The 25,534-nt window shown below is 70.4% G+C and carries 23 protein-coding genes; 11 read left to right on the plus strand and 12 right to left on the minus strand.

The annotated features are described in order from the left end of the window. Positions 1 to 35: 35 nt before the first annotated feature. Positions 36 to 338: an urease subunit gamma gene (locus I004_RS0121820; RefSeq protein ID WP_028437254.1), complete on the minus strand. Its 303-nt coding sequence runs from the start codon at positions 336 to 338 to the stop codon at positions 36 to 38. Between the two features lie 135 nt (positions 339 to 473). After that, complete coding sequence (locus tag I004_RS0121825; protein WP_028437255.1) at positions 474 to 2,174, minus strand: allantoin permease; 1,701 nt, start codon at positions 2,172 to 2,174, stop codon at positions 474 to 476. 281 nt (positions 2,175 to 2,455) lie between these two features. Between I004_RS0121825 and I004_RS0121830 the strand changes: the two genes are divergently transcribed. Together I004_RS0121830 and I004_RS0121835 are read left to right on the plus strand one after the other, a co-directional pair. Further along, positions 2,456 to 2,737, plus strand: a complete 282-nt coding sequence (locus tag I004_RS0121830) for a hypothetical protein (RefSeq protein WP_028437256.1) — start codon at positions 2,456 to 2,458, stop codon at positions 2,735 to 2,737. 199 nt (positions 2,738 to 2,936) lie between these two features. Beyond that, entirely contained in the window at positions 2,937 to 5,276 is a 2,340-nt protein-coding gene (locus I004_RS0121835) for a transketolase-like TK C-terminal-containing protein (protein WP_028437257.1), read from the plus strand. Positions 5,277 to 5,421: 145 nt separating this feature from the next. Here I004_RS0121835 and I004_RS0121840 read toward each other — a convergent pair whose 3' ends face one another. From I004_RS0121840 to I004_RS35320, 3 genes are all read right to left on the minus strand, one after another. After that, positions 5,422 to 5,961, minus strand: a complete 540-nt coding sequence (locus I004_RS0121840) for a flavoprotein (RefSeq protein ID WP_028437258.1) — start codon at positions 5,959 to 5,961, stop codon at positions 5,422 to 5,424. A gap of 139 nt (positions 5,962 to 6,100) precedes the next feature. Beyond that, complete coding sequence (locus I004_RS0121845) at positions 6,101 to 6,835, minus strand: DinB family protein (RefSeq protein WP_028437259.1); 735 nt, start codon at positions 6,833 to 6,835, stop codon at positions 6,101 to 6,103. Positions 6,836 to 6,978: 143 nt separating this feature from the next. Beyond that, positions 6,979 to 7,890 carry an alpha/beta hydrolase gene (locus I004_RS35320; protein ID WP_051345304.1) on the minus strand — a complete coding sequence of 304 codons (912 nt, stop codon included), beginning with the start codon at positions 7,888 to 7,890 and terminating at the stop codon, positions 6,979 to 6,981. A 230-nt stretch (positions 7,891 to 8,120) separates the two neighbouring features. On the opposite strand from I004_RS35320, the gene I004_RS0121855 reads away from it, so the two are divergent. Beyond that, complete coding sequence (locus I004_RS0121855) at positions 8,121 to 9,503, plus strand: FAD-binding oxidoreductase (protein WP_028437260.1); 1,383 nt, start codon at positions 8,121 to 8,123, stop codon at positions 9,501 to 9,503. A 60-nt stretch (positions 9,504 to 9,563) separates the two neighbouring features. On the opposite strand, the gene I004_RS0121860 is transcribed toward I004_RS0121855, so the two are convergent. Further along, positions 9,564 to 10,334: a FadR/GntR family transcriptional regulator gene (locus I004_RS0121860; protein WP_028437261.1), complete on the minus strand. Its 771-nt coding sequence runs from the start codon at positions 10,332 to 10,334 to the stop codon at positions 9,564 to 9,566. 239 nt (positions 10,335 to 10,573) lie between these two features. Here I004_RS0121860 and I004_RS0121865 point away from each other — a divergent pair, with 239 nt between their 5' ends. The 6 genes from I004_RS0121865 (at position 10,574) to I004_RS0121890 (ending at position 17,686) form a co-directional block, all read left to right on the plus strand. After that, a complete protein-coding gene (locus tag I004_RS0121865; RefSeq protein WP_037977263.1) occupies positions 10,574 to 11,773 on the plus strand; it encodes an ArgE/DapE family deacylase in 1,200 nt (399 codons plus the stop codon). Next, positions 11,770 to 13,254: an aldehyde dehydrogenase family protein gene (locus I004_RS0121870; RefSeq protein ID WP_486580169.1), complete on the plus strand. Its 1,485-nt coding sequence runs from the start codon at positions 11,770 to 11,772 to the stop codon at positions 13,252 to 13,254. The genes I004_RS0121865 and I004_RS0121870 overlap by 4 nt, the downstream gene beginning before the upstream one ends. Further along, on the plus strand, positions 13,251 to 14,087 hold the full coding sequence (locus tag I004_RS0121875) for an SDR family NAD(P)-dependent oxidoreductase (protein ID WP_486580170.1): 837 nt from the start codon (positions 13,251 to 13,253) through the stop codon (positions 14,085 to 14,087). Before I004_RS0121870 ends, I004_RS0121875 begins: the two co-directional genes overlap by 4 nt. 70 nt (positions 14,088 to 14,157) lie before the next feature. Continuing rightward, positions 14,158 to 14,544, plus strand: coding sequence for a DUF3311 domain-containing protein (locus I004_RS37665; RefSeq protein ID WP_078511586.1), 387 nt, complete (start codon positions 14,158 to 14,160; stop codon positions 14,542 to 14,544). Next, complete coding sequence (locus I004_RS0121885; RefSeq protein WP_028437265.1) at positions 14,541 to 16,064, plus strand: sodium:solute symporter family protein; 1,524 nt, start codon at positions 14,541 to 14,543, stop codon at positions 16,062 to 16,064. Before I004_RS37665 ends, I004_RS0121885 begins: the two co-directional genes overlap by 4 nt. Then, complete coding sequence (locus I004_RS0121890; RefSeq protein ID WP_028437266.1) at positions 16,061 to 17,686, plus strand: amidohydrolase; 1,626 nt, start codon at positions 16,061 to 16,063, stop codon at positions 17,684 to 17,686. Before I004_RS0121885 ends, I004_RS0121890 begins: the two co-directional genes overlap by 4 nt. Before the next feature lie 97 nt (positions 17,687 to 17,783). Here the strand turns inward: I004_RS0121890 and I004_RS0121895 are convergent, their stop codons facing one another. The 5 genes from I004_RS0121895 to I004_RS0121915 form a co-directional block, all read right to left on the minus strand. Beyond that, on the minus strand, positions 17,784 to 17,993 hold the full coding sequence (locus tag I004_RS0121895) for a hypothetical protein (RefSeq protein ID WP_037977265.1): 210 nt from the start codon (positions 17,991 to 17,993) through the stop codon (positions 17,784 to 17,786). A gap of 157 nt (positions 17,994 to 18,150) precedes the next feature. Continuing rightward, complete coding sequence (locus I004_RS0121900; protein WP_028437268.1) at positions 18,151 to 19,275, minus strand: LacI family DNA-binding transcriptional regulator; 1,125 nt, start codon at positions 19,273 to 19,275, stop codon at positions 18,151 to 18,153. Between the two features lie 99 nt (positions 19,276 to 19,374). Next, on the minus strand, positions 19,375 to 19,821 hold the full coding sequence (locus I004_RS0121905; RefSeq protein WP_028437269.1) for an SRPBCC family protein: 447 nt from the start codon (positions 19,819 to 19,821) through the stop codon (positions 19,375 to 19,377). Between the two features lie 45 nt (positions 19,822 to 19,866). Then, on the minus strand, positions 19,867 to 20,403 hold the full coding sequence (locus I004_RS0121910; RefSeq protein ID WP_051345319.1) for a Dps family protein: 537 nt from the start codon (positions 20,401 to 20,403) through the stop codon (positions 19,867 to 19,869). A 221-nt stretch (positions 20,404 to 20,624) separates the two neighbouring features. Further along, positions 20,625 to 21,779 (minus strand): polyprenyl synthetase family protein, encoded by a 1,155-nt coding sequence (locus I004_RS0121915; RefSeq protein ID WP_078511587.1) that lies wholly within the window; start codon positions 21,777 to 21,779, stop codon positions 20,625 to 20,627. Positions 21,780 to 22,275: 496 nt separating this feature from the next. On the opposite strand from I004_RS0121915, the gene I004_RS0121920 reads away from it, so the two are divergent. Both I004_RS0121920 and I004_RS0121925 read left to right on the plus strand, forming a co-directional pair. Continuing rightward, a complete protein-coding gene (locus I004_RS0121920; protein WP_028437272.1) occupies positions 22,276 to 22,620 on the plus strand; it encodes a DUF3140 domain-containing protein in 345 nt (114 codons plus the stop codon). 101 nt (positions 22,621 to 22,721) lie between these two features. Beyond that, positions 22,722 to 24,257 (plus strand): ATP-dependent DNA ligase, encoded by a 1,536-nt coding sequence (locus I004_RS0121925; RefSeq protein WP_028437273.1) that lies wholly within the window; start codon positions 22,722 to 22,724, stop codon positions 24,255 to 24,257. A gap of 92 nt (positions 24,258 to 24,349) precedes the next feature. On the opposite strand, the gene I004_RS0121930 is transcribed toward I004_RS0121925, so the two are convergent. Next, positions 24,350 to 25,402, minus strand: a complete 1,053-nt coding sequence (locus I004_RS0121930; protein ID WP_028437274.1) for a phosphatidylinositol-specific phospholipase C domain-containing protein — start codon at positions 25,400 to 25,402, stop codon at positions 24,350 to 24,352. Positions 25,403 to 25,534 lie beyond the last annotated feature (132 nt).

Genomic DNA, 25,534 nt, shown 5'->3' on the forward strand with positions numbered 1-25,534 from the left:
GTTGCGACGCTCCTTCCGCTGCTTCCAGGTCCGGGTCACGGGACGGGCCGGTGGACGGTGACGAGTTTCGTGCCATCGGGGAAAGTGGCCTCGACCTGCACGTCGCCGAGCATCTCGGGAACCCCGTCCATGACGTCCTCGCGGCTGAGGACCTGGCGGCCCGAATCCATCAGCTCGGTCACCGACCGACCGTCCCTTGCCCCCTCCAGCACGTGGGAGGTGATCAGTGCGACGGTCTCCGGATGATTGAGCAGTACGCCGCGTTCCTTCCGCCTCGCCGCGACGTCGGCGGCAACATGGATGAGCAGGCGCTCCTGCTCGTGCGGTGTCAGCTGCATCGTCTCCGCTCCGCCCTTCTTCGCCTCTCCCCATGGCCGGGACATGGCCCCGCAGGTCGAGGCAGGCTATGCCGGGAGCGTTTCAGTGGCGTTAACGCTGGAAATGGCGGCAACGCCGTGACGGAGCCGGCCCGGTCACGGGTCGTTGGCGGCACCCTGTGCCGGTGCGGGGTGCGTGTCCGGGGCGAGGACGTGGTCGCCGGCCTTGTCCGTGCTCAGGCACAAGGAGCAGACGACGGCGTCATGGGACGGGCAGGCGGTCACGTCCGGGCGTTCGTACCGCTGTCGGCACACGTGGCACTCGTAGCCCACGGCGCTGGGGTTGCCGTCCATGTCCTGGCGCGGTTCGGCGATGCCGTCATCGGCGCGGCGGAGGTAGTACCGCCCCTTGGTGATGACGGCCGTCGCCGGTGTCAGGACGAAGGCGATGAGCGCGGCGGCAAGCGGCGAATACGGCTGCAGGGCATCCCCGAACGCATGGAAGTAGAGAGCGATCGACAGTACGGATGCCGCAACGAACGCGATGACCCCCACGGGATTGACCGCATACAACATGCCGCGCCTGAACTCCGGTGTCTTCGGGGAGAGTCGGAGCAGGTACTTGTTGACGGTGATGTCTGTGGCGACGGTGACGACCCACGCGATGGCGCAGTTCGAGTAGAAGCCCAGGATGGCGTTGAGGAAGCTGAACATGTCGGCCTCCATCAGCGTCAGGGCCATGGCGAGATTGACGAGGACGAAGACCAGCCGGCCGGGATAGCGCTTGGTGACCCTGGTGAAGGAGTTGGTCCACGCAAGTGATCCCGAGTAGGCGTTCGTCACGTTGATCTTCACCTGACTGATCACGACGAGGACCACGGCGACGGGAATCACCAGCCACGGCGGCAACATCGCGCTGAACGCGCCACGGAACTGTTCGATGGGTTCCGTGGCTGCGGCGGGACCCACTTCCGCGAGCACGTACACGGCGAGAAAGACGCCGGCGGCCTGCTTCAGCGCCCCGAGCACCACCCAGCCGGGCCCTGCGGTGAGCACCGCCGTCCACCACGAGACGCGGTTGCCGGGCGTCTTGGGCGGCATGAAGCGCAGATAGTCGATCTGCTCCCCGATCTGCGCGATCAGCGAGAGGCAGACTCCTGCTCCCAGCAGCACGGGGCCGATGCTGACCTCGCCTTGGCCGCCGGCTCCCTCGTACGACAGGAAGCGGTGCACCGATTCCGGGTCGGTGCTCACCAGGTAGAGCAGCGGCCCCACCATTAGCAGCAGCCACAGCGGCGTAGTCCATACCTGGAGCTTGCTGAGCGCCTTCATGCCGTATACAACCAGCGGTATCACCAACAGCGTGGAGACCAAGTACCCCAGCCACAGCGGCAGTTGAAGCCCGATTCGCAGCCCCTGAGCCATGATCGAGCCTTCGAGGGCGAAGAAGATGAACGTGAAGCTGGCGAAGATGACGCTGGTGAGGACCGAGCCGTAGTAGCCGAAGCCGGAACCGCGAGTTATCAGGTCGAGGTCGATGTTGTACCGGGCCGCGTAGTAGGCGAGCGGAACGCCCGTGACGAAGATGACGACAGCGGCGACCCCGATCGCAGCCAGCGCGTTCCCGGAACCGTGCGCGAGACCGATGCCGGCGCCTATGGAGAAGTCGGCCAGGTACGCGATGCCACCGAGCGCCGTCGTCGCCACGACCGCCGGCGTCCATCGCCGGTAACTGCGCGGCGCGTAGCGGAGCGTGTAGTCCTCCAGCGTCTCGCGTGCCTGGTCCGGCTGTGACCTGCCGGGTGCGGCGTCCTCGGACTCCGAATCGTGCGAGACCAGTTGCTGCTGGGTGCTCATGGTGCCTCCATGGGCGCGATCGCCGCGATTCGACGCAATCGCGCTGCGATGCGGTGAACAGCCTCGACGTCGCCGGCGGGCAGGCGGGGTGGTGCAGCGGCACGGTTCGCGGCGGCGACGGGGGTACGGCCCTCACGGGACACCGACGGCCCGCAAAGTCACCGGGGTTCGGCTCCCTGCGTGCGGAGGCCGGTCACGCGTCCGTACGCAGGGTGGCCGAACCCCGGTGCGCGGCACACGCTAGAAGGCCCCTGTTGCACGGCGATTGCAGGGCGGAGGACATGGAGTTTCCGACTGCGGCCGAGCCGGACCGGCCGCAGGCAGCGCACACCCCCCAGAACCTGTGGGAAGGGCGTCGCGCGCTGTACGGGCCCGTGATGGCCCTCTGGGGAGAGTCCAGCTTCGTCGGACACCACTACGACGTCGAGACGGTGTGGCGGGAGTACGCCACCGACGTACAGGGCGAAGCACTCCCCTGCGACCACTACCTGCCGGAGGAAGCCCCGTCCGGGACGACGGAGCGTCCGCGGAGCTTCCTCGGCGGAGCGCAGGACCGAGCATGAACCGCGGTGGCGTCGAGCCAGCCGAGGGGTACTTCACCTGTCACTATGCTCAATCCCGCCGCCACTGCCCGCCCACTCGCTGGGCAGATTGCGCAATGGAGTGTGCGGTGATTGTGCGGTCATCATCACCCTGCTCTCATATTGAGGCAATCTGCTGACTTCGATGCTTCGGACGGGCGGCATGAAGACCACGGACGACATGACAGGGACGGCCACGGCCGCCGAGGTGGATGCTCGGCGCACCGGCGGGACCGACCTCAAGACCCTTGAGGCGGTCGAGCAGCGTGTGCTGTGGCTTGCGACATCGGTCATCGACCACGCCAACCGCGTCCGCCCGAACCCGTCCGGGCTGAAGGTCGGCGGCCATCAGGCATCCAGCGCCTCCATGACGTCGATCATGACGGCGCTGTGGTTCCACGAACTCGGCCGCGACGACCGCGTGTCGGTCAAACCGCACGCCTCCCCCGTCCTGCACGCGGTGAACTATCTGCTGGGTGAGCTGGAGGAGTCGTACCTGACGACACTGCGCAGCTACGGCGGTCTCCAGAGCTACCCGAGCCGCGAGAAGGACCCGGACCCGGTCGACTACTCGACCGGGTCGGTCGGCATCGGCGCGACGGCGCCGATCTGGGGCGCGATCGCACGCCGGTATGTGAACGGACGCTTCGGGGGCGGCAGTTCGGGCCGGCAGTACTCGCTCTTGGGGGACGCCGAACTCGACGAGGGCGCCTGCTGGGAGGCGGTGCTCGACCCGGCGGTGACCGACCTGGGTGAGGTCGTGTGGATCGTCGACTTCAATCGTCAGTCCCTGGACCGGGTCGTGCCGAACATCTCGGCGACCCGCTTGCAGGGCATGTTCCACGCGGCCGGATGGCAGGTCATCACCGTCAAGTACGGGCGCCTGCTGGAGGAGTTGTTCGCACGGACAGGCGGGGACGCGCTGCGCGCCCGCATCGACGAGATGACGAACCCCGAGTATCAGCGGCTGCTGCGCTGCTCCGCCGGGCAACTGAGGGAGCGCCTGCCCGGGTCCGGGCCGGGGCAGAAGGCGATCGCGCAGTTGCTGGCCGGGCTCGACGACGACTCGGTGGTCAACCTGCTGCGAAACCTCGGCGGCCACGACCTCGGGGCGCTCATCGATGCCTACTCCCGCATCGACGACACCAGGCCCACCGTCGTCTTCGCCTACACCGTCAAGGGCCACGGACTGCCCACCGCCGGGCACCCGCAGAACCACTCGGCGCTGCTCACGGGTGAACAGATGCAGGAGCTGGCGGCACGCGTGGGCGCCGACGCGGACGCGCCCTGGGCCCGCTTCCCACACGGCAGCGCCGAGGCCGAGTTGTGTGAGCGCACGGCGGCGAGGCTGCGCCGCCAGGAAACACCGCCGCAGCAACCCCCCGCGATTCCCGCGGACTTCGGGCGCACGCCCTCCGGGAAGGGCTCGACCCAGCAGGCCCTCGGCCGGGCCTTGCTGGACCTGACTCGGCAAGCCCCCGAGGCAGCAGGACACGTGGTGACCGTCTGCCCGGACGTTGCCTCGACGACGAACCTGGGCGGCTGGCTCAACAAGGTCGGAACGTGGTCGGCCACGCAGCGCCGGGACTGGTTCGACGACGACGCCGAGACGATCCTCCACTGGCGTGAGCAGCCGGCCGGGCAGCACATCGAGCTCGGCATCGCCGAGACGAATCTGGTCGGGCTGCTGGGTGAGCTGGGTGCCACATGGAGCCGTTGGGGCACGCCGCTGCTGCCGATCGGCGTGGTCTACGACCCGTTCGTGGGCCGGGCCCTGGAGCCGTGGTCCTTCGGCATGTACGCGGGCGGGCAGTCGATCCTCGTGGGGACGCCGTCGGGGGTGAGCCTCGCGCCGGAGGGCGGCGCCCACCAGTCGGTCATCACACCCTCGATCGGCCTGGAACAGCCCGGATGCACCGCGTATGAACCGGCGTTCGCCCTCGATCTGGAGTGGTGCCTGCTCGCGGGACTGGCCAACCTCGGTAAGTCAGGGGGCAGTTCGACGTATCTCCGGCTGTCCACCCGTCCCGTGGAACAGGCGCTCGCGGCCGTCCCGGGCGACTCCGCGGCGCGGGAGCGGCGGCGCAGGCAGTCCGTGGCCGGGGGCTATCTGCTGCGCCGGCACGAGACTCCTTCGTTGACGATCGCCGCGGCCGGTGTGATGGTCACCGAGGCGCTCACCGCGGCGGACCGCCTGGAAGGGCTCGGCGTCGGCGCGGACGTCGTCTGCGTCACCAGCCCCGACCTGCTCTTCCGTGCCGTTCAAGCGCGGCAGGGTCTGCAGGACGGTCCGGACTGGATCCTCGATCAGACCTTCCCCCGGGAGCGTGCCCGTCCGCTGGTGACCGTCCTTGACGGGCATCCGCACACCCTGGCGTTCCTCGCGGGCATCAACGAAGTGCCTGCCCGCGCCCTCGGGGTGACCGGCTTCGGGCAGAGCGGCAACCTCGCCGACGTCCACCGGCATCACGGGATCGACGCGGACAGCATCGTCGCGGCGGCGCTGGACCTGGCGGACTGACTTCAGACGCCGAGGGCGATGAGGGGCGGGCGTCGTGCAGGCCGACGTCATGCTCCGGTCCGGCCGCCGGCGGTGCGCCGTGTCAGGCTCCATGTGAACTGGCTTCTGCCAAGCAGGAGTTGAGCACCGCCCGCCACGTCGGCTGCTACTTCGCCAGGGACCGTGCCGCGTCCAGCGCGAGTGCCCACGGGTAGGCCTTCCGGTCGCCCTGCCCGGGCGGGTTGGGCTGAAAGCCGCCCTCACCGAACAGCACTCGCACCCCGACGTTCCGCAGCGTCTCGATGCTCGGACCGAACTGCGGGTGCGTGGCGTACTCGCTGTTGACGCACGGCATCACCACCAGCGGCCACCGCTTGCCGATGGCCTCGGCCACCTGACCCGTGACGAAGTTCGTCGTGAGTCCGAGTGCGCTCGCGTTGACGGTGTTGAGCGTCGCCGGTGCGAGGATCGTGACGTCCGCGCGGGGCCACATCTCGCCCTCGCCGAATTTCCGCGGAGTGCTGCGTACCCGATGCCCGGTCTGCCCTTCGAGCGCGGCCAGTTGGCCCTCCGTCCATTCGGCGGCCGTCGGTGTCAGACCGACGCATACGGTCCAGCCGTCGGTCTGCGCACGCCAGACGATGTCGACCAGGTCGACCACGGGCGGTGCGGCGGAGCCCAGGAGGTGCAGCACTCGGGAAGCCATGCAGGTATCCCACCACAGCGGACCGCGCCGGAACCGGCCTGTAGGGGAGGCCGGTTACTGAGCCTTTTCCAACTTCAGCCGGAGCAGGTCGCAGGGAGGCTCGGGACGACGACCTGGGTCCTGGCCCGGAGAGGTGCGGTCATACGAGTGCTGCTGAGCCCGAATTCGCGCGACCGGCTCGCCACAGATCGCGGAGCAACGCGATCTCGGCCATGTGATGGATGAGTTCGAGGTTGGCCCCCAACAGCACGCCGATGAAGGGCTCGTCGGGGTCGGAGCCGTACGGGTACTGCGAGAAGCCGGCCGTGTCGAGCTGCTCTTCCGTGACGGCGGCGACGCTGTCACGCCAGCGGTCGATCAGCGCCCAGAAACGCTCGAGTGCCAAGGCGGCGGAGGGTGTGAAGTCGACGAGCAGCTTCGGCTCCTGTCGCCGTTCGCCGAAGGCCCACTCCCAGCCGCCCGCGAAACAGCAGTGCAGGTGCCCCAGCCGCCACGCGATGGTGGTGACAGCTGTTTCGTCCGGCTCCGGCGTGCCGGTGTGAGCGAGGACCTGCTCGACCCGCTCGACGCTCACGCTCCAGTCATCCGCGATCTTGGCGATGCTCATGCCACCGGCGGCCTGCCGGGCCACCTCTGCGTACTCGCCGGCCGGGATGTCCGGGGCGCCCAGGTCGAGCACCCACTCGCCGGGCCCGAACGCCCTTGGCGTCGCGGCCTCGCCGCGGCGCCGGATGGACCAGCAACCGGCCACCGGCTCCCACAGGTACTCCTCGTCGCTGAGCCCGGTCAGGCGTACCTGGGCCATCTCCCTGGCGTGGTCGAACTGCTCGAGCACGATGCTCAGTCGGTCGGTCCGCGCGCCCTCGGTCTCCATGCCCCGCTCCCCCTTCGCGGGCGCGATCCGAGCCGAACCGCGCCCAGCCGGAAATTAGCGGCTCACCTCACGGGACGCGACCGAATTTCCTGCGCGCCCACGACAACAGGTCGCCCGGCGGCCCCTGTTGAGGAACTCCCCCGTCAGGACCGCCTCGGGCGCCCTCCGTTCGCACCTGCGCCCTGGAACTCCTTGAGGTGGCTGCCGAGGAAGGTGCGGATCAGGCCGGCGGTCTCGTCGAGGGCCGACTCCAGGAGGAAGTGGCCTCCGTCGAGCAAGTGCACCTCGGCGTCCGGCTGGTCGCGCGTGAAGGCACGGGCGCCGTCGGGCCCGAAGATGGGGTCGTTCCGGCCCCAGACGGCCAGCAGCGGCGGGCGCCTGTCGCGCAGGTACTCGTGGACGCGCGGATAGAGCGGAACGTTCGTGGCGTAGTCGCGGAACAGCTTGAGCTGTACGCGGTCGTTCCCGGGGCGGGAGACCATCTGGTGATCGTGGTGCCAGGTGTCGGGGTCGACCCGCGTCTCGTCCGGGACGCCGGTGACGTACTGCCACTTGATCATGTCGAGGCTCAGTGCCGGGGCCAGGGCCGCCTCGTTCTCGGGCGTCGGGGCCTGCTGGTAGTCGAAGATCGGCTGCCAGAACTCCTGGACGAAGCCCTCCTCGTAGGCGTTGCCGCTCTGACTCACCAGGGCGGTGACGGCGTCCGGGTTCCGCAGCGCGAGGCGCCAGCCGATCGGGGCGCCGTAGTCCTGGACGTACATGGCGTACCGCGTGACGCCGAGCTGGTCGAGCAGCCCGGCGGTGTGATCGGCGAGCGCATCGAAGGTGTAGTCGAAGTCGTCGGCGGACGGCGCGTCCGAGTAGCCGAAGCCCAGGTGGTCGGGGGCGATGACGCGGTAGCGGTCGGCCAGCGCAGGGATCAGGTGGCGGAACATGAACGAGCTGGTCGGAAAGCCGTGCAGCAGCAGGAGGACGGGCGCGTCGCGCGGCCCGGCCTCTCGGTAGAAGAGCTGCCGGCCCTGCACAGTGACGAAGCGGTGGTGCACTTCCGCCATGATCTCGCCGCCCTCCTCAAGGCCGGTATGCGGCCTAATGATCGATTTTCTTCATATTGCACCGGTACCGGATGGGGCGGATCCCGAAACGCCCGGGCGACGCCACATGCCCCTGCCTGCGGGCCGGCGCCCCCTGATCACCGCTCCTCCCCGGCCTTCCGCGACCACGGACCGGCCGGGACCACCCGCCGCCGAGCGTTACGGTCGAAAGTGGGAGGAAGGGGGACACGATGCCGTCCCGGATGCTGCACGACAGCGCTCTGAACGACCTGCGCAAGGGGTTCACGGGCGAAATCCTCACCCCCGACGATCCGGCCTACGAGGAGACCCGGCCCGTCTTCAACGCCATGATCGACCGCTCCCCCGCTGTGATCACTCTGCCCCGCAACGAGGCCGAGGTCGCCCGGGCCGTCGAGTACGGCCGTTTGGAAGGTCTGCAGATCGCTGTGCGCGGCGGAGGTCACAGCGTTGCGGGCAACTCTCTTTCCGACGGCTTGGTCGTGGACCTGCGTCACTTGAACTCCGTCACCGTCGATCCCGGAGCCCGGACCGTACGCGTGGGCGGCGGCGCCACCATGGCCGATCTCGACAGGGCGACCCAGCCCTACGCGCTGGCCACGACCGGTGGACGGGTCTCCACGACCGGCGTCGGCGGATTCGTTCTCGGCGGAGGCTCGGGCTGGCTGGAGCGGGCCTTCGGCCTGGCCTGCGACAACCTGCTTGCCGTCGAGCTCGTGACCGCCCACGGCGATCTCGTGCGGGCCACCGGCCACAACAACAGCGAACTGTTCTGGGCGTTGCACGGCGGCGGAGGCAACTTCGGCGTGGCGACGTCCATGACGCTGCGCTTGCATCCGCTGCCCGCCCTGACCACCGCCCTGCTGATGTGGCCGCCGGAGGCCGGGCCCGAAGTGGTGCGCGCCTACCGGGACTTCATCGACGCGGCGCCGGACCAGGTCGGCGGAGGGCTGATCTATCTCATGGGGGGCGAGGAGCCGTTCGTTCCGGAGGATCTGGTGGGGAAACTCGCATGCGTGTCGCTGATCACCTACACCGGTGAGGAGGCACAGGCCCGTGACGTCATGGCACCGATGCTCGGCCTCGGGCACACGGGAGAGCTGATCGCGCAGATGCCGTACGCCCAGGTGCAGAGCATGCTGGACGACCCGCCCGGCTTCCGCAACTACTGGTCGGCGGAGCACCTCGACACCTTCCCCGACGAGGCGGTCGACCTCTTCTGCGCACGGGCCGACGACATGGTGATGCCCTCGCCCTCGCAGCATGTCCTCTTCCCGCAGGGCGGCGCGGTCGCGCGGGACGCGGATCTGTATCCGCTTCCCTGGCGCAGCGCCGCATGGACGGTGCACCCGTTCGGTCTCTGGTCGGATCCCGCCGACGACGCCCGGGCCAAGGAGTGGGCCCGTGACCTGCGCAACGACTTGAAGCCCTGGGCGAGCGGCGCCGTCTATCTCAACTTCATCGGCCAGGAGGGACGTGACCGCGTCGTCGCCGGCTTCGGGCCTGAGAACTACCGGCGGCTGGCCGCGGTCAAGGCACAGTACGACCCGGACAACGTCTTCCGCCTCAACCACAACATCAAGCCGGCCACCTGAACGGCACTCCGGGCGTCTCTCCGCTCCCCGCCGTGACGTGTGACAGGCAGCGCGGGCACGTCACTGCTCGTCAAGAGCAGCGCTGAGCAGTCTGCGGGTGCCTTCCTCGACATGGTCGGCGTAGTAGTCGTAGAGCGCCTGCCGTCCCAGTCGGGCTGCCAGCTCGGCGTCGCCGTCGCGGACCGCGGCCAGGACCTGCCGGTGGTGGGCGATGGAGCGTTCCATCCACACGGTGGTCTCGCCAGCGGCCGCGATCTTCCCCTCGATGACCTCGACGACGGCATCATGAACGGCACGTGCGCACAGCCCGAGCAGCGAGTTGCCGCTGGCTTCGGCGACCGCCTGGTGGAAGAGCGCATCGGCCTCGCTGAACGCGTGCAGACCGGAGGCGCCAGTGCTGAGCGCCTCCATCCGCACGATCTGCTCCTCCATGCGCACCAGGTCGTTCTCGCTGTGCAGCCGCGCCGCGAGCCGGTTGCTCTCGGCGTCCAACACCATCCGGAACTGCACGAGTTCGCCGAGCGTCGACAGGTGTGAGCGGGCCAGACGCCCGAGCGTGCGGCTGAGATTGTCCGGGGTGACGCCCAGGACCTCGGCACCCAGCGGATCCCCCGGCCGGGAGCGCACCAGCCCGGCGGACTGCAGCACGCGCAGGGCCTCGCGGACGGTGGAGCGTCCGACGGCGAACTGGCTGACGAGTTCGCGCTCCCCGGGGAGCCGTGAACCGGGCGGGAGATCGCCGCTGAGGATGCGCTCCTCGATCTGCTCCGCGACACGCTGATACGCGCGCACCGGCTCCACCGGACGGAAGATGGCTCCCTCGGCGGACATGTACTTCCCCCTCGTCGTCCCGGTCGGCTGTGGCCTGCCGCCCACTGAGCCGGACGCCGGTCCGGAAGGACGAGCGCCGTCTACCCCCTTGACCGACCCGTGAGCGCCCTAGGAGAGTACGGGAAGTCAACTGGTCTGACCAGTGTCCTGGCTCTCTGGCCAGGACACATGGAGGTTGCCGCATGCATTCCGGTCCCGGTGCCGGTCCAGATACTCCTCCCACTGCTCCACCGAGTCCGGTGGTCGACGCGGAGGCCGCCGTCCGCCTCACCCGCGACCTCGTGCGGCTGCGCACGGTGAGCGACGCGGGGGCGCAGGACGTCGAAGGTCCGGCCGTCCGCCTTCTCGCGGGCCTGTTCACGGAGTTCGGCTGGGAGCACGAGGTGATCGAGGTCGCGCCCGGCCGCACGAACCTCGTGGCCGTCGTCGAAGGAGGCGGCGGCGACGGGCCGACGCTGATGTTCGAGGGCCACACCGACGTCGTGACGGAAGGGCGCGCCGAGGACTGGAGCGTCGATCCCTACGGCGGGGAGATCCGCGACGGCAGGCTGTGGGGCCGCGGCTCGGCCGATATGAAGTCGGGTCTGGCGGCGATGATCCACGGCGTGCGGGGCCTGCAGCTGGGGGGCCCGTTCCCCGGACGGATCGTGCTCGGCGTGCTGTGCGACGAGGAAGAGATGATGCTCGGCGCCAAGGCGTTCGCGGCGTCGCCGGCGGCGGCCGAGGTGGACGGCGTCATCGTGTGCGAGCCCGAAGGCTACGAGGTGTGCACCTCGGCCCGCGGCGGCATCCGCATCCGCCTCGGTCTCACCGGGGTGATGGCACACGGCGCGATGCCGCAGGAGGCGCGGTCCCCCCTGGTCGCCGGGGCCCGGATCGTCGAGGCTCTGGCCGGTGTGGAGGAGTGGGCGGTGCGGCGCTTCGGCACCCATCGGCACGCCGGCTCGGTGACCGTCACTCCGACCGTGCTGCATGCCGGGGACCCGGGTCAGCTGAACGTCATTCCGGCGCACGGGATGGTCGGCGTGGATGTGCGTACCGTTCCGGGAACCGACCACGAGGAGCTGATCGGCAGGGTGCTGCAGGCGGCCACCGACGCCGCCGGCACCGTGGGTGTCACCGTCGAGTTGACCGTCGTCGACGACCGGCCCGCCGTCGAGATCGACGAGAACCATCCCGTGGTCACGGCCCTCATGACAGGGCACCGCGACGAGCACGGCACGCCGCCCGCCATCGGTGCGGTCCCCGGCACCACTGACGGGACCATCCTCACGCGGGACGCCGCGCTGCCGACCGTGGTCTACGGGCCGGGCGGCAAGTGGATCGCGCACCAGAAGGACGAGTACGTCGAGGTGGCGGAGATCGGCGAGTACGCGAGGGTGTACGCGGCGGCCGCCCGGCACTTCCTGACGGCCGGAACGAAGGGGGGTCCCCTGTGAGCTTCTCCCCCGCTCCGGGCTCTCCCGCGCAGCTGGTCTCACTCCCGGAGGGCCTGACCGATTCGCTTCCCGTGGGCGAGGAATTGGTGCCGACCGCCCTCAGTGAGCCGGTGCGCTTCCCGTACGACGGCAGCGAGATCGCTCCCGCCCCGGTCGGCGACGAAGCGCTCGCGCGGCGGGCGGCGGAGCACGCCGCGGGGCTGCGCAAGCAGGTCGCCAAGCTGCCGACGCGGGTGCGCAGGCAGGTCCTCGCCGGCGTCGCCACCGCACTGGAGGAGGTCGCCGGCGGCATGGAGGACCTGCTCGTGCTGGAGACGGGCAAGCCCCGCGTGGACTGCCGCACCGAGGTCGTGCGGGCGATCGCCACCTGGGAGGCCGCGGCCGGCGAGGTCTTCCATGTGCACGGTGAGACGGTTCCGCTGGACGGGCTCGCCTCCGGCGACGGGATGACGGGCTTCTGGACCCGGCGTCCCGTCGGTGTCGTCGTGGGCGTCGCCGGGTTCAACTACCCCATGATGCTGGCCTCTCACAAGATCGCCCCGGCGCTCGCGGCGGGCTGCCCCGTCATCGTCAAGCCCGCTCCAGCGACGCCGCTGGCCACGCTGTGGCTGGTCCGTCTGGTACGGGAGCAGCTCACGGCAGCGGGCGCACCGGCGGGCGCGGTGCAGCTGGTCACCGGCGACGCCGCGGTGGGCGAGGCGCTCACGACGCACCCGGAGGTCGCTGCGGTCTCGTTCACCGGGTCCGCCGAGATCGGGCACCGCATCGCGCGCCAGGCGGCGCCGCGCAAGGTCGTGCTGGAGCTGGGCTCCAACGCGGCGCTGGTCGTGGCCGCGGACGCCGATCTCGACGCGGCGGCCGACGCCGTCGTGCGCGGCGGCTTCTACGCCTCGGGCCAGGCGTGCATCTCCGTGCAGCGGGTGATCGCCGTAGAGGAGGTCGCCGTGGAGCTGGAGCGGAGGATCGCGGATCGGCTGCCGCACGTCGTCGTCGGTGATCCGCGCGAGGAGGACACGCGCGTCTCGGCGCTCATCGACGAGGCGGCCACGGAACGGGTGTGCTCCTGGATCGAGCGCGCCTGCGCGGCGGGAGCACAGGTCGTGCACGGCGGTACGCGCAGCGGCCGGTGCATCACGCCGACGCTGCTGACCGGTGTGCCCGACGGTGAGCCCGCGTGGGACGAGGAGATCTTCGGCCCGGCGGTGTGCCTGCGGGCCGTACCGGATCTGGACGCGGCGTACGCGACGGTCAACGCCAGCCGTTACGGGCTGCACGCGGCGGTCTTCACCCGGGACCTGGGCTCGGCCTTCGATGCCGTCGAGGAACTGGAGGCCGGCGGCGTGGTGATCAACGAAGTGCCGGGCTACCGCTGCGACATCGCACCGTACGGCGGAGTGAAGGACTCGGGCACGGGCCGCGAGGGACCGCGGTTCGCGATCGAGGAGATGACGGTGACGCGGATGGCGGTGTTCCGCCGGTGACCGACGCACGCGAGAAGGCAGAGGAGGCCAGGGTGGGGTACGCGGACCTGTTCCGTCTCGACGGCAGGCGGGTGGCGGTCGTCGGCGCCGCCAGCGGCATCGGCAGGGAGTCGGTGCGGGCGCTGGCGGCGCAGGGCGCCGAGGTGCTCGTGGCCGACAAGGACGTGCGGGGCGCGGAGGAGACGGCGCGGCGGGCCGCCGGTGAGCCGCCCGCTCCCGGATCCCGGACGGGCCCCGTCAGCGTGCATTTCCTCGACGTACTGGACGACGGCGCGGTGCGGGACGCCGTGGCCGAGTGGGGCGTGCTGGACGGACTCGTCGTCACCGTGGGCGCCAACGTGCGTAAGCGGATCGCCGATTACACGCTCTCCGACTTCGAGCGGGTCGTCTCCCTCAACCTCCGCGCGTATCTCACCCTCGTGCAGTCGGTGGCACCGGCGATGGCCGAGCGCGGACGCGGCAGCGTGGTGGGCCTGACGTCGATGCGGGCCTTCCAGGTCGAGGCGGGGCAGAGCGTCTACGCGGCCTCGAAGGCGGGCCTGGTGCAGTTCCTGCGTACCGCCGCGGCGGAGTGGGGGCCGCGCGGGGTTCGCTTCAACGCCGTCGCACCAGGTGTGGTGCGTACCCCGCTGACCGATCAGATCGCCGCGGATCCCCAGTGGTACGACGCCTACGCGCAGGCGTCGGCGCTCGGACGCTGGGCAGGCGCGGAAGAGATCGCGGGCGCCGTGACGTATCTCGTCTCGGACGCCTCGACGTTCGTCACCGGCAGTGTGCTGACCGTGGACGGCGGCTGGACAGCGGTGGATGGACGCTACGAACCGTCCGTGTGACCGGTTCCGGCCGCGGACCGGTACCCGAGTGAGCGAACAGCAGCACAGGCAGCGCCACAGAAGGAGAGATATGTCCGACAGCCTCTCAGACGCGGAGCAGGAGGGCGCGGGCGGGCCGGCCCGGCTGCCCTTCCGTGCGCTGCCCGCGGCGAACCGGCGCCGCCGTTCGCTGTGGCTGCTGCTGGTGCCCGGTGTGCTGTACTGCGCGGCACCCGTCGTGGCCAACAGCATCGAGCCGCGCATCCTCGGGGTTCCGTTCCTGCTGGCGTGGATCATCATGGCGTCCGTCGTCAGCCCCCCGATCATCTGGGTCGCGGCCCGGCTCGATCCGGCGTACCGGTCGGACGCGCTGGAACCCATACCCGCGGACGACGTCCCCGGCGCGGCGGCAGACGGCGCCACCGGGGACGGCCCCGCAGCCGGCGGACAGCGCGGAACGGCGGGTGGTGCGGCATGAGTTCGTCAGCTGCGATAGCGACAACGATCTTCGGTCTGGCGATGGTGGCCACCATCGTCGTGGGCCTGCTCAGTGCGCGCGGCCGGGACAAGGGCCTGGCGGAGTGGTCGGTCTCCAGCCGGGGTCTGGGCGTGCTGTTCATCTGGCTGCTGATGGCCGGCGAGACCTACACCAGCTTCTCGTTCCTGGGCACGGCCGGCTGGTCGTTCTCCATGGGTGTTCCGATCCTGTATCTGGTGGCGTATCTGACGACGGGCTTCGCCGTCGCGTACGTGGTGGGGCCAGCCCTGTGGACGTACGCGAGCCGGCACCAGCTGATCTCGATCGCCGACATGGCCGAACACCGCTTCCGTTCCCGGCCGTTGGGGATACTCGTCGCGGTGGTGACCACGGTCTTCATCGTCCCCTACATCCAGGTGCAGATTCAGGGCATGGGCGTGGTGGTCAACGCCATGACGTACGGGAGCATCGATCTTCGCGTCGCCGCGGTGATCTCCTTCGTCGTCGCCGAGGTCTTCATCCTGGTGTCCGGACTGCGCGGCTCGGCGTGGGTCAGTGCGCTCAAGGACGTCCTGGTGATCGCCGTGGTGGTCTTCCTCGCGGTGTACGTACCCGTCCATTTCGTCGACGGCGTGGGCGACTTGATGCACCGGATGGTGACGGAGAAGCCGGAGTGGCTGACCTTCCCCGGCCATGAGTCGAACGGCCTCGACGGCACATGGTTCGTCACGACCCTCCTGCTGAACGCCGTGACCATCACGATCTTCCCGACGACGGTCGCCGGGTATCTCAGTGCCAGGTCCCCGAATGCCCTGCGGCGCAACGCCGTTCTGCTGCCCTGGTACCAACTGCTGCTGTTCATCCCGATGATGGTCGGCGCGACCGCGCTGTTCGTCGTGCCTAATCTCAAGAACCCCGACCTGGCACTGTTCTCACTCGTCACCGACGCTCTGCCGGCTCCGCTGGTCGCGGTGATCGGAGTGGCGGGGGCGCTGTCGGCGATCGTGCCGATGAGTGTGTTCATGCTGGCCATCGGCACACTGTGGGGCCGCACCCTGCTGGGCGGCGGCAACGGCGCCGACCCGCGCAGCCGCCGCAGCGGAACGGAACCGGCCGACGACCAGCGCACCAAGCGGCTCTCGCAGCTGGTGTGTCTCCTGGCGGGGCTGCTGGCGCTGGCCGGGGCTCTGTTCTTCCCCAACACCCTTGTCCAGCTGTCGGTTCTCTCCTACGAGGGGCTGGCGCAACTCGTTCCCGCCGTACTGCTGGCGCTGTACTGGCGCCGCATGCCGGCGTCAGCGGCCGTCGCCGGAATGCTGGTGGGGCTGACGGTGATGACGCTGCTGTGGGCCACCGGCAACGACCCCCTCAACGGCATCAATGGCGGTGTCATCGCCCTGGCGGCTAACCTCGCCGTGACCGGCGCCGTCACCGCGCTGCGTCCCGCCACCGGCGGACCGCCCGCGGCGGCGGATCGGGCGGCGGCGAGTCCCGCGTCCACTACCGGGGAGGTCTCGTGACTCAGAACCTCCACGAACTGCGCCCGGTGATCTACCGCGCCGCCCGCATCGTCAGCCAGCAGGCGCGCGGCGGCCCGGAACCGGAGGCGATCGCCGTCGCAGGCGGCCGGATCTCCGCCACGGGCACGGCATTCCAGCTCCGGGAGCGATTCCCGGGCGCCGAAGTGGTCGACTTCGGCGACGCGGCGCTCGTGCCGGGCCTCAACGACGCGCACATCCATCTCGCCATCGCAGCCGAGGACTTGCTGCATCTCGACCTGTCCGCCGGGGCCGTCTCCAGCATCGAGGACCTCCTCGGGCAGGTACGGGCCGAGGCGGCGCAAGCGGAGCCCGGGGAGTGGATTCGCGGCAGCCGCTACGACGACACGAAGACCGGCGCGCTCAACCGCTGGGACCTGGACCGGGCGGCTCCGGGGCATCCCGTGCTCGTCGTGCAGGTCGCGGGCCACTGGGGAGTCGCCAACTCCGCTGCGCTGCGCGCCCTGCACATCGACGAGGACTCTTCCCCTCCCGATGGCGGAGGCTTCGGGCGCGACGCGGACGGACGCCTCGACGGGCGGCTCGTCGAGCGGGCGCTGATGAACGTCGTCTATCCCGCCACGGCCCGCGGCGGCGCCTCACCCCTGCCGGCCAGCTCACCCCAGGAGAAGCTGCGCGGCCTGGCCCGCGCTCAACGGCAGTGGCACGCCGCCGGACTGACCTCCGTGTGCGACGCCCTCATCGCTCCCGAGGACATCTCTCTGCTGCGGCGGGCACGAGCGCGCGACGAACTGACCCTGCGCGTCGGCATGTTGCTCTCCATCGACCACTATTCCGCCGCGCAGGCGCTGGGTGTCGGCAGCGGCTTCGGCGACGACATGCTGCGACTCGTCGGCGTGAAGGCGTTCGTCGACGGGGCGATCGGCGGCCGCACCTGCCTGCTGACCGAGCCCTACGCGGACTCGGACGACCACGGACTGCAGACGACGCCCACCGAGGAGCTCCTCTCCCAGGTCCGCACCGTGCACGGCGACGGCAACCGCATCGGTGTCCACGCCAACGGGGACGCGGCGATCCGACTCGTCCTCGACGCCTTCGAGGCGGCGCAGCGGGAAATGCCCCGGCCGGGACTGCGTCACCGCATCGAGCACTGCAGCATCGTCGACGCGGGCATCCTGAAGCGGATGCGTCAACTGGGAGCTGTCGCAGTCCCGTTCGCGGGTTACGTGGGCTATCACGGCGGTGCGCTCAACCGCTGGTACGGCCCGGACCGCGCCGAGCGGATGTTCGCGCACCGCTCCTTCCTGGACGCCGGTGTCGCGGTGGCGGGTTCGTCGGACTATCCGTGCGGCCCCTACCAGCCGCTGCTCGGCATCCAGTCGATGGTCACCCGCGAGGGCATGGACGACGGCGTGCCGGTCGGTGTGAAGCAGAGGATCAGCGCGGAGGAAGCGCTGGCGGTCTTCACACTCGGGTCGGCCGAGGCGGAAGGCACCGACCGTGTGAAGGGGCGTCTGGAGCCGGGACATCTCGCCGATTTCACCGTCCTGGGCGAGGACATCCTCACCATCGACCCCGGCGGCATCGCCTCGGTGCCGGTACGGGCAACCTACGTGGGCGGTGAGTGCGTCCACGAGGCGTGAACGCGGGCACGACATCGGCGGGACGAGGCCGGACGGACAGGGCCGGACGGGCCACTGGGGTCCGTCCGGCCCTGCTCCTACCCCCGCCGGGCCACCCTCACTGGGTACGCGGTTGGAGCGCCGGGTCCACGCAGCGCGAGGGCTCGAGACGGTCGGCGAGGGTTCGCAGCGTCCGAGCGAGCGTCGCCCGCGACCGGTGTGCCTTCGGCGGTTTCTCCGGGTCCGGGACGACGGGTGCGTCGGGCAGCGCGGAGTGGGCCAGGTGCCTGGTGGCGTCCGCGACGATCGGGCCTTCTATCGGGAACATGTCCTCTCCTTACTGATCAGCGGTTCGGCACGGGCCGTTGCGGCCCGTGAGGTGAGCGCGGCCGGACAGGCCGGTTCGACCGGCCGGCCTGAATCTTGCGGGCTGGGAATCGGTATCGGCCGGGAGTCGGAGTTGACGGGGATCGGGACCGGTCGGGTCAGTGGGGTGCGGGACCTGTGGTGGCCCGTACGACCAGTTCGGTGGGGAGCTTGATGCGGGGCACCTTCTGCTCCTCCGGCGGTTCGAGGAGCAGCCGGCCGGCGATGCGGCCCTTCTCCCCCATGGGCTGGCGCACCGTCGTCAGGCGGGCCCGCTCCGCCTCGGGGACGTCGTCGAAGCCGGCGACGGAGATGTCGCGGCCCACGACGAGGCCCCGCTGCTCGCAGGCGTCGAGCACCCCGAGCGCGAGCACGTCACCGATCGCGAGCACGGCGGTGGGCCGGTCGGCGACATCGAGGAAGTGAGCGGCTGCGGAGGCCGCCGCGGAGCGGGAGTTGCGGCCCGCGGCGACGACGCGGACACTCCGCCAGTCGACTCCCACCTCCTCCAGCGCGTCCCGGTAGCCCCCGAGGCGGCCCTGCAAGTCCCCGCAGTCGGAGGCGAGTTGCTCCTCCACGGTCGCGGGGCCCGAGGTGCCCGGTGCGACGACCTGATCGACCATCACCGCGATCCGCCGGTGACCGAGCCGGACGATGTGCTCGGCGGCGAGCCGCGCCGAAGCCCGTTCGTCGATGCCGACGTACGGGATTGAGGGATCGTCTCTCTCGTCGGTGGTCACCATCGGCAGGCCCCGTGCCCGGATCAGCGCCTTGGCGGGATGGCCCACGGGGACGCAGTAGAGGCAGAAACCGTCGACCACCGCGTTCCGTACGGCCGTTTCCGGATCGTCGGTGCCGGGCGGCACCGGAGCATCCGTGTCGCCCGCCGGGCCGTAGGCACGGGGCGGCATGGGGATGAGCAGCAGGCCGGTGCCGGAGGCTTCGGCAACCTCGGCGACTCCGCGCAGAAAGCCCACGGAGTACGGGTCGGCGAAAGCGTACGAGAGGGTCTCGGTGAAGAGCAGGCCGATCGCTCCTGCCCTCCCACGCCGCAGTGAACGCGCCGTCGCGTCGGGCCCGGAGTAGCCCAGGCGCCGCGCGGCGTCGAAGATCCGCTCGCGCAGGTCCTTGTTGAGCTGGTCGGGGCGGCCGTATGCGTTGGAGACGGTCGTCCGCGACACCCCGACCTCGTCCGCGACGGTCTGCAGCGTCGCCCGTTTCCCACGCGAGTCCTTGGCCCCCACCGCCCGCCCACCCGTCTTCTGTATCGATTAAGTCTGTATCGATACAGTAGCCGGGCGCCGCAGCGGATGTCCAGTTCTTTTTTCGCGAGAGGGGCTTGTTCAGGCCGATTCGGCGGCCTGCTTGATGCGCCGGCCGAAGTCGTCCGCGTCCTTGCGCGCGGCGTTCAGGGCGACGCCCGCGATCATCTTGCCGACGCCGTGACCGGTCAGCGAGTTGAAGAGCCGCACACGCGTGGTGGAGTCGCCGGACCGCTCGAGGTCGTAGCCACCCTCCTCCGCGGTCACCAGATTCTCCGAGGTCTCCGTCCAGCGGATCCTGGTGGGCGCCTCGAACTCCGTGATGCGGAACTCCCGGCGGGTGCGCACCCCGGCGTCCTTGACCGTGCTCCTGTAGACCGTGCCCACTCCCGGCGGCCCCTCGGTCACCTTGGCCATCTCCAGCACCCTGGGGCTGAACTTGGGGTCGTTCTCACCGTCGGCGAGGAAGGCGAAGACCTCCTCGATGGGGCGATCGATCTCCGTGGTCACCTCGAACTGTCCGGCCATCGTCTCTCCCCTGCCTCTGATCGCTCCCTCGCGGCGGCAAGCCGCTCAGGGCTGCTTCCGGGCCTGCTTGCCGGCTTTGCTCGCGGCGTCCCGTTCGGACGTGGCACTCGCGGTGCTCAGCACACCGCCGGCGCTCTCCAGGTGCGCGCGGACGAACCACTGGAAGAGTTCGAGGTCGCGCAGCTGCTCGATGAGCATGTCCTGCGTGATCAGGTCGGTCTCTTCGGTGGCACGCACCGCCTCCCGGTGGTCCGCGATGACCCCGGTGTAGACGAGGTCCAGGGCGCCGAGGTGTTCGATGGCTTCGGCACGGCCGATGGCGTAGTCCTCCCACTGCCGCTCGGCCACGAGAGCACCCGGGGTGCCGTGCGGCGAACCGCCGAGAGTGGAGATGCGCTCCGCCGTCGTGTCGGTCATCTTACGTACGGAGTCGACCTGGGGATCCAGCATTTCGTGCACCGCGATGAAGTGCGGGCCGACGACGTTCCAGTGGATGTGCTTGAGCGTCAGGGCGAGGTCGTTGAGAGCGTGCAGACGCATGGTCAGCAGCCGGATGACGTCGCCGCCCTCCTGCTGGGACATGCCGGGGACCGTGTACTTCGGTTCGGGTGCGCTCCTGGGCACGGCTCTCTCTCCCTCTCGGCATGGACGGCCCGCCCCGGGTCGGCGGCTTCTCCCCATGCCAACACCGCTCGCGCCCTCCCGCGCGCCGGGAGCCCACCGAGTCCTCCATTCGGTACGGGTGACCCCCGCTTCCCCGGCGCACATGTACCGGCGCGCGCGGGCGGCTTCAGCGGACGCGGTCAGGCGGGCGGCGCCGAGACGCTCCGTACGAGCGAGCTGAGCCGCTGGTCCGCCGGCGGTGCAAGGCTCGCCTGGCCCAGGGCGGTGAGCGCGGACGCGGTGAGCTGGCCGATGCGGGCCTCGACGGCGGCGACGGCGCCGAGCCCGGTGAGCAGGTCCCGGATCCGCTGGAGTTCCTCCGTGTGCAGTTCCTTGTTGCCGAGCGCTGCACGCAGTTGCTGCTCTGCGTCGTGCCTGCCGTGTGCGCGGGCCCGCTGCAGCGCGATGGCCACCAAATATGTGGAAGCGCCGTCCCTGATGTCGTCGCCCGCCGGTTTGCCCGTACGGGCGGACCCTCCGAAGACGCCGAGGAGATCGTCGCGCAGCTGGAAGGCCACGCCGGCGCTGCGCCCGGCCCGGCGGAGCGCGGCGACGAGGTCGGGGTCGGCGCCCGCCATGGCCGCGCCCAGGTGGAGCGGCCGCTCGACCGTGTAGAGGCCGCTCTTGAGATAGGCCACCCGCAGCGACTCCTCGGGCGAGTCCACGCCGGTGCCCTGCCCGTACAGGTCCAGGTACTGGCCGGCGATGGTCTCGGTGCGCATGGCCTGCCAGGCGGGGCCGACCGCCCGTCTCGCCCTGTTGTCGAGTCCGGAGGTCTCGTACAGGTCGTCCGCCCACACCAGGGCGAGGTCGCCCGCGAGGATCGCGGCGGAGACGCCGAACGCGTCGGGGTTGCCGCGCAGGCCCGCGGCCCGGTGCTGGTTGGCGAAGGCGACGTGCGCGGCGGGCGCGCCCCGCCGCAGCAGTGAGCCGTCCATCAGGTCGTCGTGGATGAGCGCACAGCCCTGGATCAGCTCCAGGGCCGTGGCGACCTTGAGGACGGCCTCGGCGCCGGCTCCGCGGGGCGCGCCCCCTGCGCCCCGCCATCCCCACCAGACGAAGGCGGGACGGGTGCGCCTGCCGCCGCGCAGGACGACGTCGGCGAGCAGGTCGATGACGTCCTCGGCGAACCGGTCGCTGCTGCGGGCGGCCTCCTCACGGCGCACCGCGATGTGCCGGGACAGCAGCGCCTCGATGACGGCCGCGGTGTCCTGGTCGGGGTCGATGCCGAGCGTGCGGACGTCCCGGACGTCCTGGTTCCCCTCGCGTACATGGGCGCTCGGCCGGCGCTGCATGGCGGCTCCTTCCCGGGAGTTCGGCCCGGCAGCGCAGGCACGACCATTCGCGCTCACGGACGGTGAAGGAAGATGTACGACGAGTTTTTCAGCCATGCCGCCCGCGTGCACCTCCGGGCCGCGCGCGTGCCGCACGGCCGTACGGGCGCTCGTGACGCCATGCGGGGCGATGCCAGGACGGGAAGCGCAGGCATTCACCCCAGCTGGGAGGGCACTCGTGGCATGAAAGCCATGAAACAGATGAAAGGCGGCATACAGCAATGTCGAGGGGCAGAAAGATCCCAGGGCGCGACCGGCCGCACTGGAGGACTCAGGGAAGCGCGGCGGTCGGCAGGGTCCGTCGCAAGATCGCCGAAGGCACGCGCACCGTGGCCCGTACGGACGCCGCTGTTGCGGTCCCTCCCGCCACTCCCGACCGGGTCGGCGGGCCGCGGACCGGTTCCTCCGGGACGACGGGCGGACAGGAAAACCTCGGCGGAAGAGGGGGGTGCGACTCATGAGCGACATGAAGCAGCAGGACCAACACGACGCGCTCTTCGCCGACTTCGCGAAGGCCGTGAATCTGCCCGCGGGCCAGCTCGAACGGTGGCTGGAGACGGAGCGGTCGCGCAACGTGGGCCGCCACAAGGGGCAGCGCGAGAGTCACGGGCACGCCGCGGGACGTCGCATCGTGAAGCTTCTGCGGACCCCCAGGGCGGACTTCACCGCGGACGACCTGGTCCACATGCGCAGGGCGATCCACCACATAGACCGGCAGCTCAAGCACCGCCCGCGGGGCGACATCAGCGAGACGGACTGGCGCTTCGCCCTCATGAACTGGGGGCACGACCCGCAGCGCTGACGGCACCGACGGGCCGGCCGGGATGCCGCGGATCGGCTCGGATGCCGGACCCCCTGGTCCGTGCTGCTGCGCGGCCGGGACGGCGGAGCGAGGATGGAGTCATGCTGCTCGTCGACATCGCCCGGACCTCGAGGGAGGTCACGACTGTCTCGTCGCGCAAGGAGAAGGTGGCGCTGCTGGCGGAGCTGTTCCGCGCCGCCTCGCCCGATGAAGTGCCGGTGGTCGTCACGTACTTGGCGGGCCGCCTGCCCCAACGCAGGACGGGGGTGGGCTTCCGCACCCTCTCCGAGCCCCATGCGCCCTCGTCCGAGGCGCAGTTGACGATCGCCGACGTGGACGCCGCGCTTGAGGAGATCGCCGGTGTGCGCGGCCAGGGCGCCCAGACCGAGCGGAAGCGGCTGCTGGCGGCGCTGATGTCGGCGGCGACGGAGGAGGAGCAGCACTTCCTCTTCCGGCTGCTCACGGGCGAGTTGCGGCAGGGAGCGCTGGACGCCTTCGCCGTGGAGGGTCTCGCGGAGGCGGTCTCGGTGCCTGCGGGGCAGGTGCGGCGTGCGGTGATGTTCGGAGGTTCGCTCGGCGCGGTCGCCAGTGCGCTGCTGGCCGAAGGACCCTCGGCACTGGAGGCGTTCCGTCTGGAGACGGGACGCCCGGTGCAGCCGATGCTGGCGCAGAGCGCGAAGAACGTGCTGGAGGCCGTGGACAAGCTCGGCCCGTGCGCGGTGGAGGAAAAGCTCGACGGAATCCGGGTGCAGGTGCACAAGGACGGCACGAGCGTGCGGATCTACACGCGCACCCTGGATGACATCACCGCCCGGCTCCCCGAACTCTCAGAACTTGTGGGTGGGTTGGCCGTTCAGCAGGCCGTGCTGGACGGCGAAGTGATCGCCCTGGACGAGCAGGGCCGGCCCCGTCCGTTCCAGGAGGTCTCCCAGCGTGTGGGCTCGCATGTGGACGTGCCGACGGCACGGGTGACGCTGCCGGTCACGCCGCGCTTCTTCGACGTGCTCTCCGTGGACGGACGTGACCTTGTGGACCTGGACGCGGCGCGGCGACACGAGGCTCTCGCGCAAGTCGTCCCGGAGCCCCTGCGGGTCAGGCGCATGGTGGTCCAGGATCCGCAGGCGGACGAAGAGCGGCGCGCGGCCGAGGAGTTCGCACACCGGGTCCTGGAGGAGGGCCATGAGGGCGTCATGGTCAAGGCGCTCGATTCCACCTACAGCGCTGGACGCAGAGGTGCCTCGTGGCTGAAGGTGAAGCCCGTCTTCACCCTCGATCTGGTGGTGCTGGCCGCGGAGTGGGGCCACGGGCGCCGCACGGGACGGCTGTCGAACCTGCATCTGGGCGCGCGGTGGCCGGACGGTTCGTTCGCGATGCTCGGCAAGACCTTCAAGGGGCTCACGGACGAGCTGCTGGCCTGGCAGACCGAGCACCTTCGCGGCATCGCCGAGCGCGAGCATCCCTGGGGCGTGACGGTGCGGCCGGAACTGGTGGTGGAGATCGCGGTCGACGGGCTGCAGCGCTCCACGCGGTATCCGGCGGGGGTGACGCTGCGCTTCGCGCGGGTGGTGCGCTATCGGCCCGACAAGCCGGCGTCGCAGGCCGACACGGTCGACGACGTCCTCGCGCTCCAGCGGTAGCCGGCGGAGCGCGAGGACGGCGGTACATCCGCAGCGGGAGCGGCGCGGATGACCGAGCCGCCGGGTCGAACAGCCGCCGCGGCGGGGGCCGTTCAGCCGCGCGGGACGACCATCGAGAGGACCTTCGGCAGCGGGTACCAGTCGGAGGTCGTGATACTGGCGTGCGAGGCGGCGAGTTGGGTGACCCGGTCCCGGGCGTCCTGCTCGCTCGGCTCGGTGTTGTCGATCTCCGGGGCGACCTTGTGTGCGTCGGTCATGATCGTGAGATAGCCGTGCTGCTGGTACCAGGCGGTGTCGATGTCGCCTCCGGCGAACGTCGCTGCGTCGCCGTCGAAGACGACGAACCAGGGCCGCAGGGCCTCTTCGTAGCGCTCGGTACGGGGGTCGCCCTTCTCCGCGCCGTGCACCGCGGGGAAGGCGCCGGCCTCGCCGAGTGTGCCCTTGGCGGAGAGGTCCTTGAGGTGGGTGGCGTACTCCTCGTCCGTCCACAGGTCGTCGGCGGGGTTGTCCTCCTCGACGGTGCCCGGGATGAGTTCGAACACGAACTTGCCCGCCATGGCGTCCCGGTCGGGCCAGCCTGTGCTGCCCACGGCCTCGTCGAGGTTGGCGTGCGACCCGGTGACATCGGAAGGACGCAGGAGCGCGTCGCCCAGCTTCTCGCTGAGCAGCGAGTCGAGTTCGTCAGGGCCGCGGTCCGCCTTGTTGTAGAAGCCGTCCTTCATCTCGACCTTGATGAGGACGGGCGGATGGCCGGGGTGTGCGTCGTGCCAGGCGCGCATGTCGGCGAGGCAGCCGTCGAGGCTCTGGTCGCGTTCCTTGGTACGCAGTTCGTCCGCCGACGCCGCGTTCTCGCAGTTGTTGTCGTTGCCGGTCGGGTTGCTGTGGGAGACGCGCCAGCCCTTGCCGATGACGTTGGTCCACACGTCGAGTTCGAGGAGGGAGGCGCCCGAGTCGAGCGCGTCCGCGAAGTACTCGTACTTGTCCTGCTCGTAGGCGTTGTGCACACCGACGCTCGTGGTGTCGCCGTAGGTGGGGGCGGCGGCCTTCTCGGGGCCTGCCTGGGCGGTGACGGGGATGGCGAGCGCGGTGGCAGCGGTGACCAGAGCGGCCGTCGAGATGGCGACGGCCAGGCGGGATCTGCTCATGGGCTGAGTCCTTGGTGGTGTGGGGGGTCCAAGTGAGCATCAGCGTAGAGCGATTCGCGTGCCGCGGGTACGGTGCGCGGAGAAAGTGCGGAGAGCGGGAAGGTTCAGGACGCCGCTCATGAGGGCCCCTCG

It is taken from the genome of Streptomyces sp. TAA486 (genome assembly GCF_000426165.1).

Coding starts and splice junctions, on each gene's coding strand:
- I004_RS0121835 (WP_028437257.1), top strand. CDS start 2,937: ATGACAGGGACGGCCACGGCCGCCGAGGTGGATGCTCGGCGCACCGGC.
- I004_RS0121825 (WP_028437255.1), bottom strand. CDS start 2,174: ATGAGCACCCAGCAGCAACTGGTCTCGCACGATTCGGAGTCCGAGGAC.
- I004_RS0121860 (WP_028437261.1), bottom strand. CDS start 10,334: ATGTCCGCCGAGGGAGCCATCTTCCGTCCGGTGGAGCCGGTGCGCGCG.
- I004_RS0121830 (WP_028437256.1), top strand. CDS start 2,456: ATGGAGTTTCCGACTGCGGCCGAGCCGGACCGGCCGCAGGCAGCGCAC.
- I004_RS0121905 (WP_028437269.1), bottom strand. CDS start 19,821: ATGGCCGGACAGTTCGAGGTGACCACGGAGATCGATCGCCCCATCGAG.
- I004_RS0121885 (WP_028437265.1), top strand. CDS start 14,541: ATGAGTTCGTCAGCTGCGATAGCGACAACGATCTTCGGTCTGGCGATG.
- I004_RS0121925 (WP_028437273.1), top strand. CDS start 22,722: ATGCTGCTCGTCGACATCGCCCGGACCTCGAGGGAGGTCACGACTGTC.
- I004_RS0121820 (WP_028437254.1), bottom strand. CDS start 338: ATGCAGCTGACACCGCACGAGCAGGAGCGCCTGCTCATCCATGTTGCC.
- I004_RS0121895 (WP_037977265.1), bottom strand. CDS start 17,993: ATGTTCCCGATAGAAGGCCCGATCGTCGCGGACGCCACCAGGCACCTG.
- I004_RS37665 (WP_078511586.1), top strand. CDS start 14,158: ATGTCCGACAGCCTCTCAGACGCGGAGCAGGAGGGCGCGGGCGGGCCG.
- I004_RS0121920 (WP_028437272.1), top strand. CDS start 22,276: ATGAGCGACATGAAGCAGCAGGACCAACACGACGCGCTCTTCGCCGAC.
- I004_RS35320 (WP_051345304.1), bottom strand. CDS start 7,890: ATGGCGGAAGTGCACCACCGCTTCGTCACTGTGCAGGGCCGGCAGCTC.
- I004_RS0121845 (WP_028437259.1), bottom strand. CDS start 6,835: ATGGAGACCGAGGGCGCGCGGACCGACCGACTGAGCATCGTGCTCGAG.
- I004_RS0121930 (WP_028437274.1), bottom strand. CDS start 25,402: ATGAGCAGATCCCGCCTGGCCGTCGCCATCTCGACGGCCGCTCTGGTC.
- I004_RS0121910 (WP_051345319.1), bottom strand. CDS start 20,403: ATGTCCCAGCAGGAGGGCGGCGACGTCATCCGGCTGCTGACCATGCGT.
- I004_RS0121915 (WP_078511587.1), bottom strand. CDS start 21,779: ATGCAGCGCCGGCCGAGCGCCCATGTACGCGAGGGGAACCAGGACGTC.
- I004_RS0121840 (WP_028437258.1), bottom strand. CDS start 5,961: ATGGCTTCCCGAGTGCTGCACCTCCTGGGCTCCGCCGCACCGCCCGTG.
- I004_RS0121855 (WP_028437260.1), top strand. CDS start 8,121: ATGCCGTCCCGGATGCTGCACGACAGCGCTCTGAACGACCTGCGCAAG.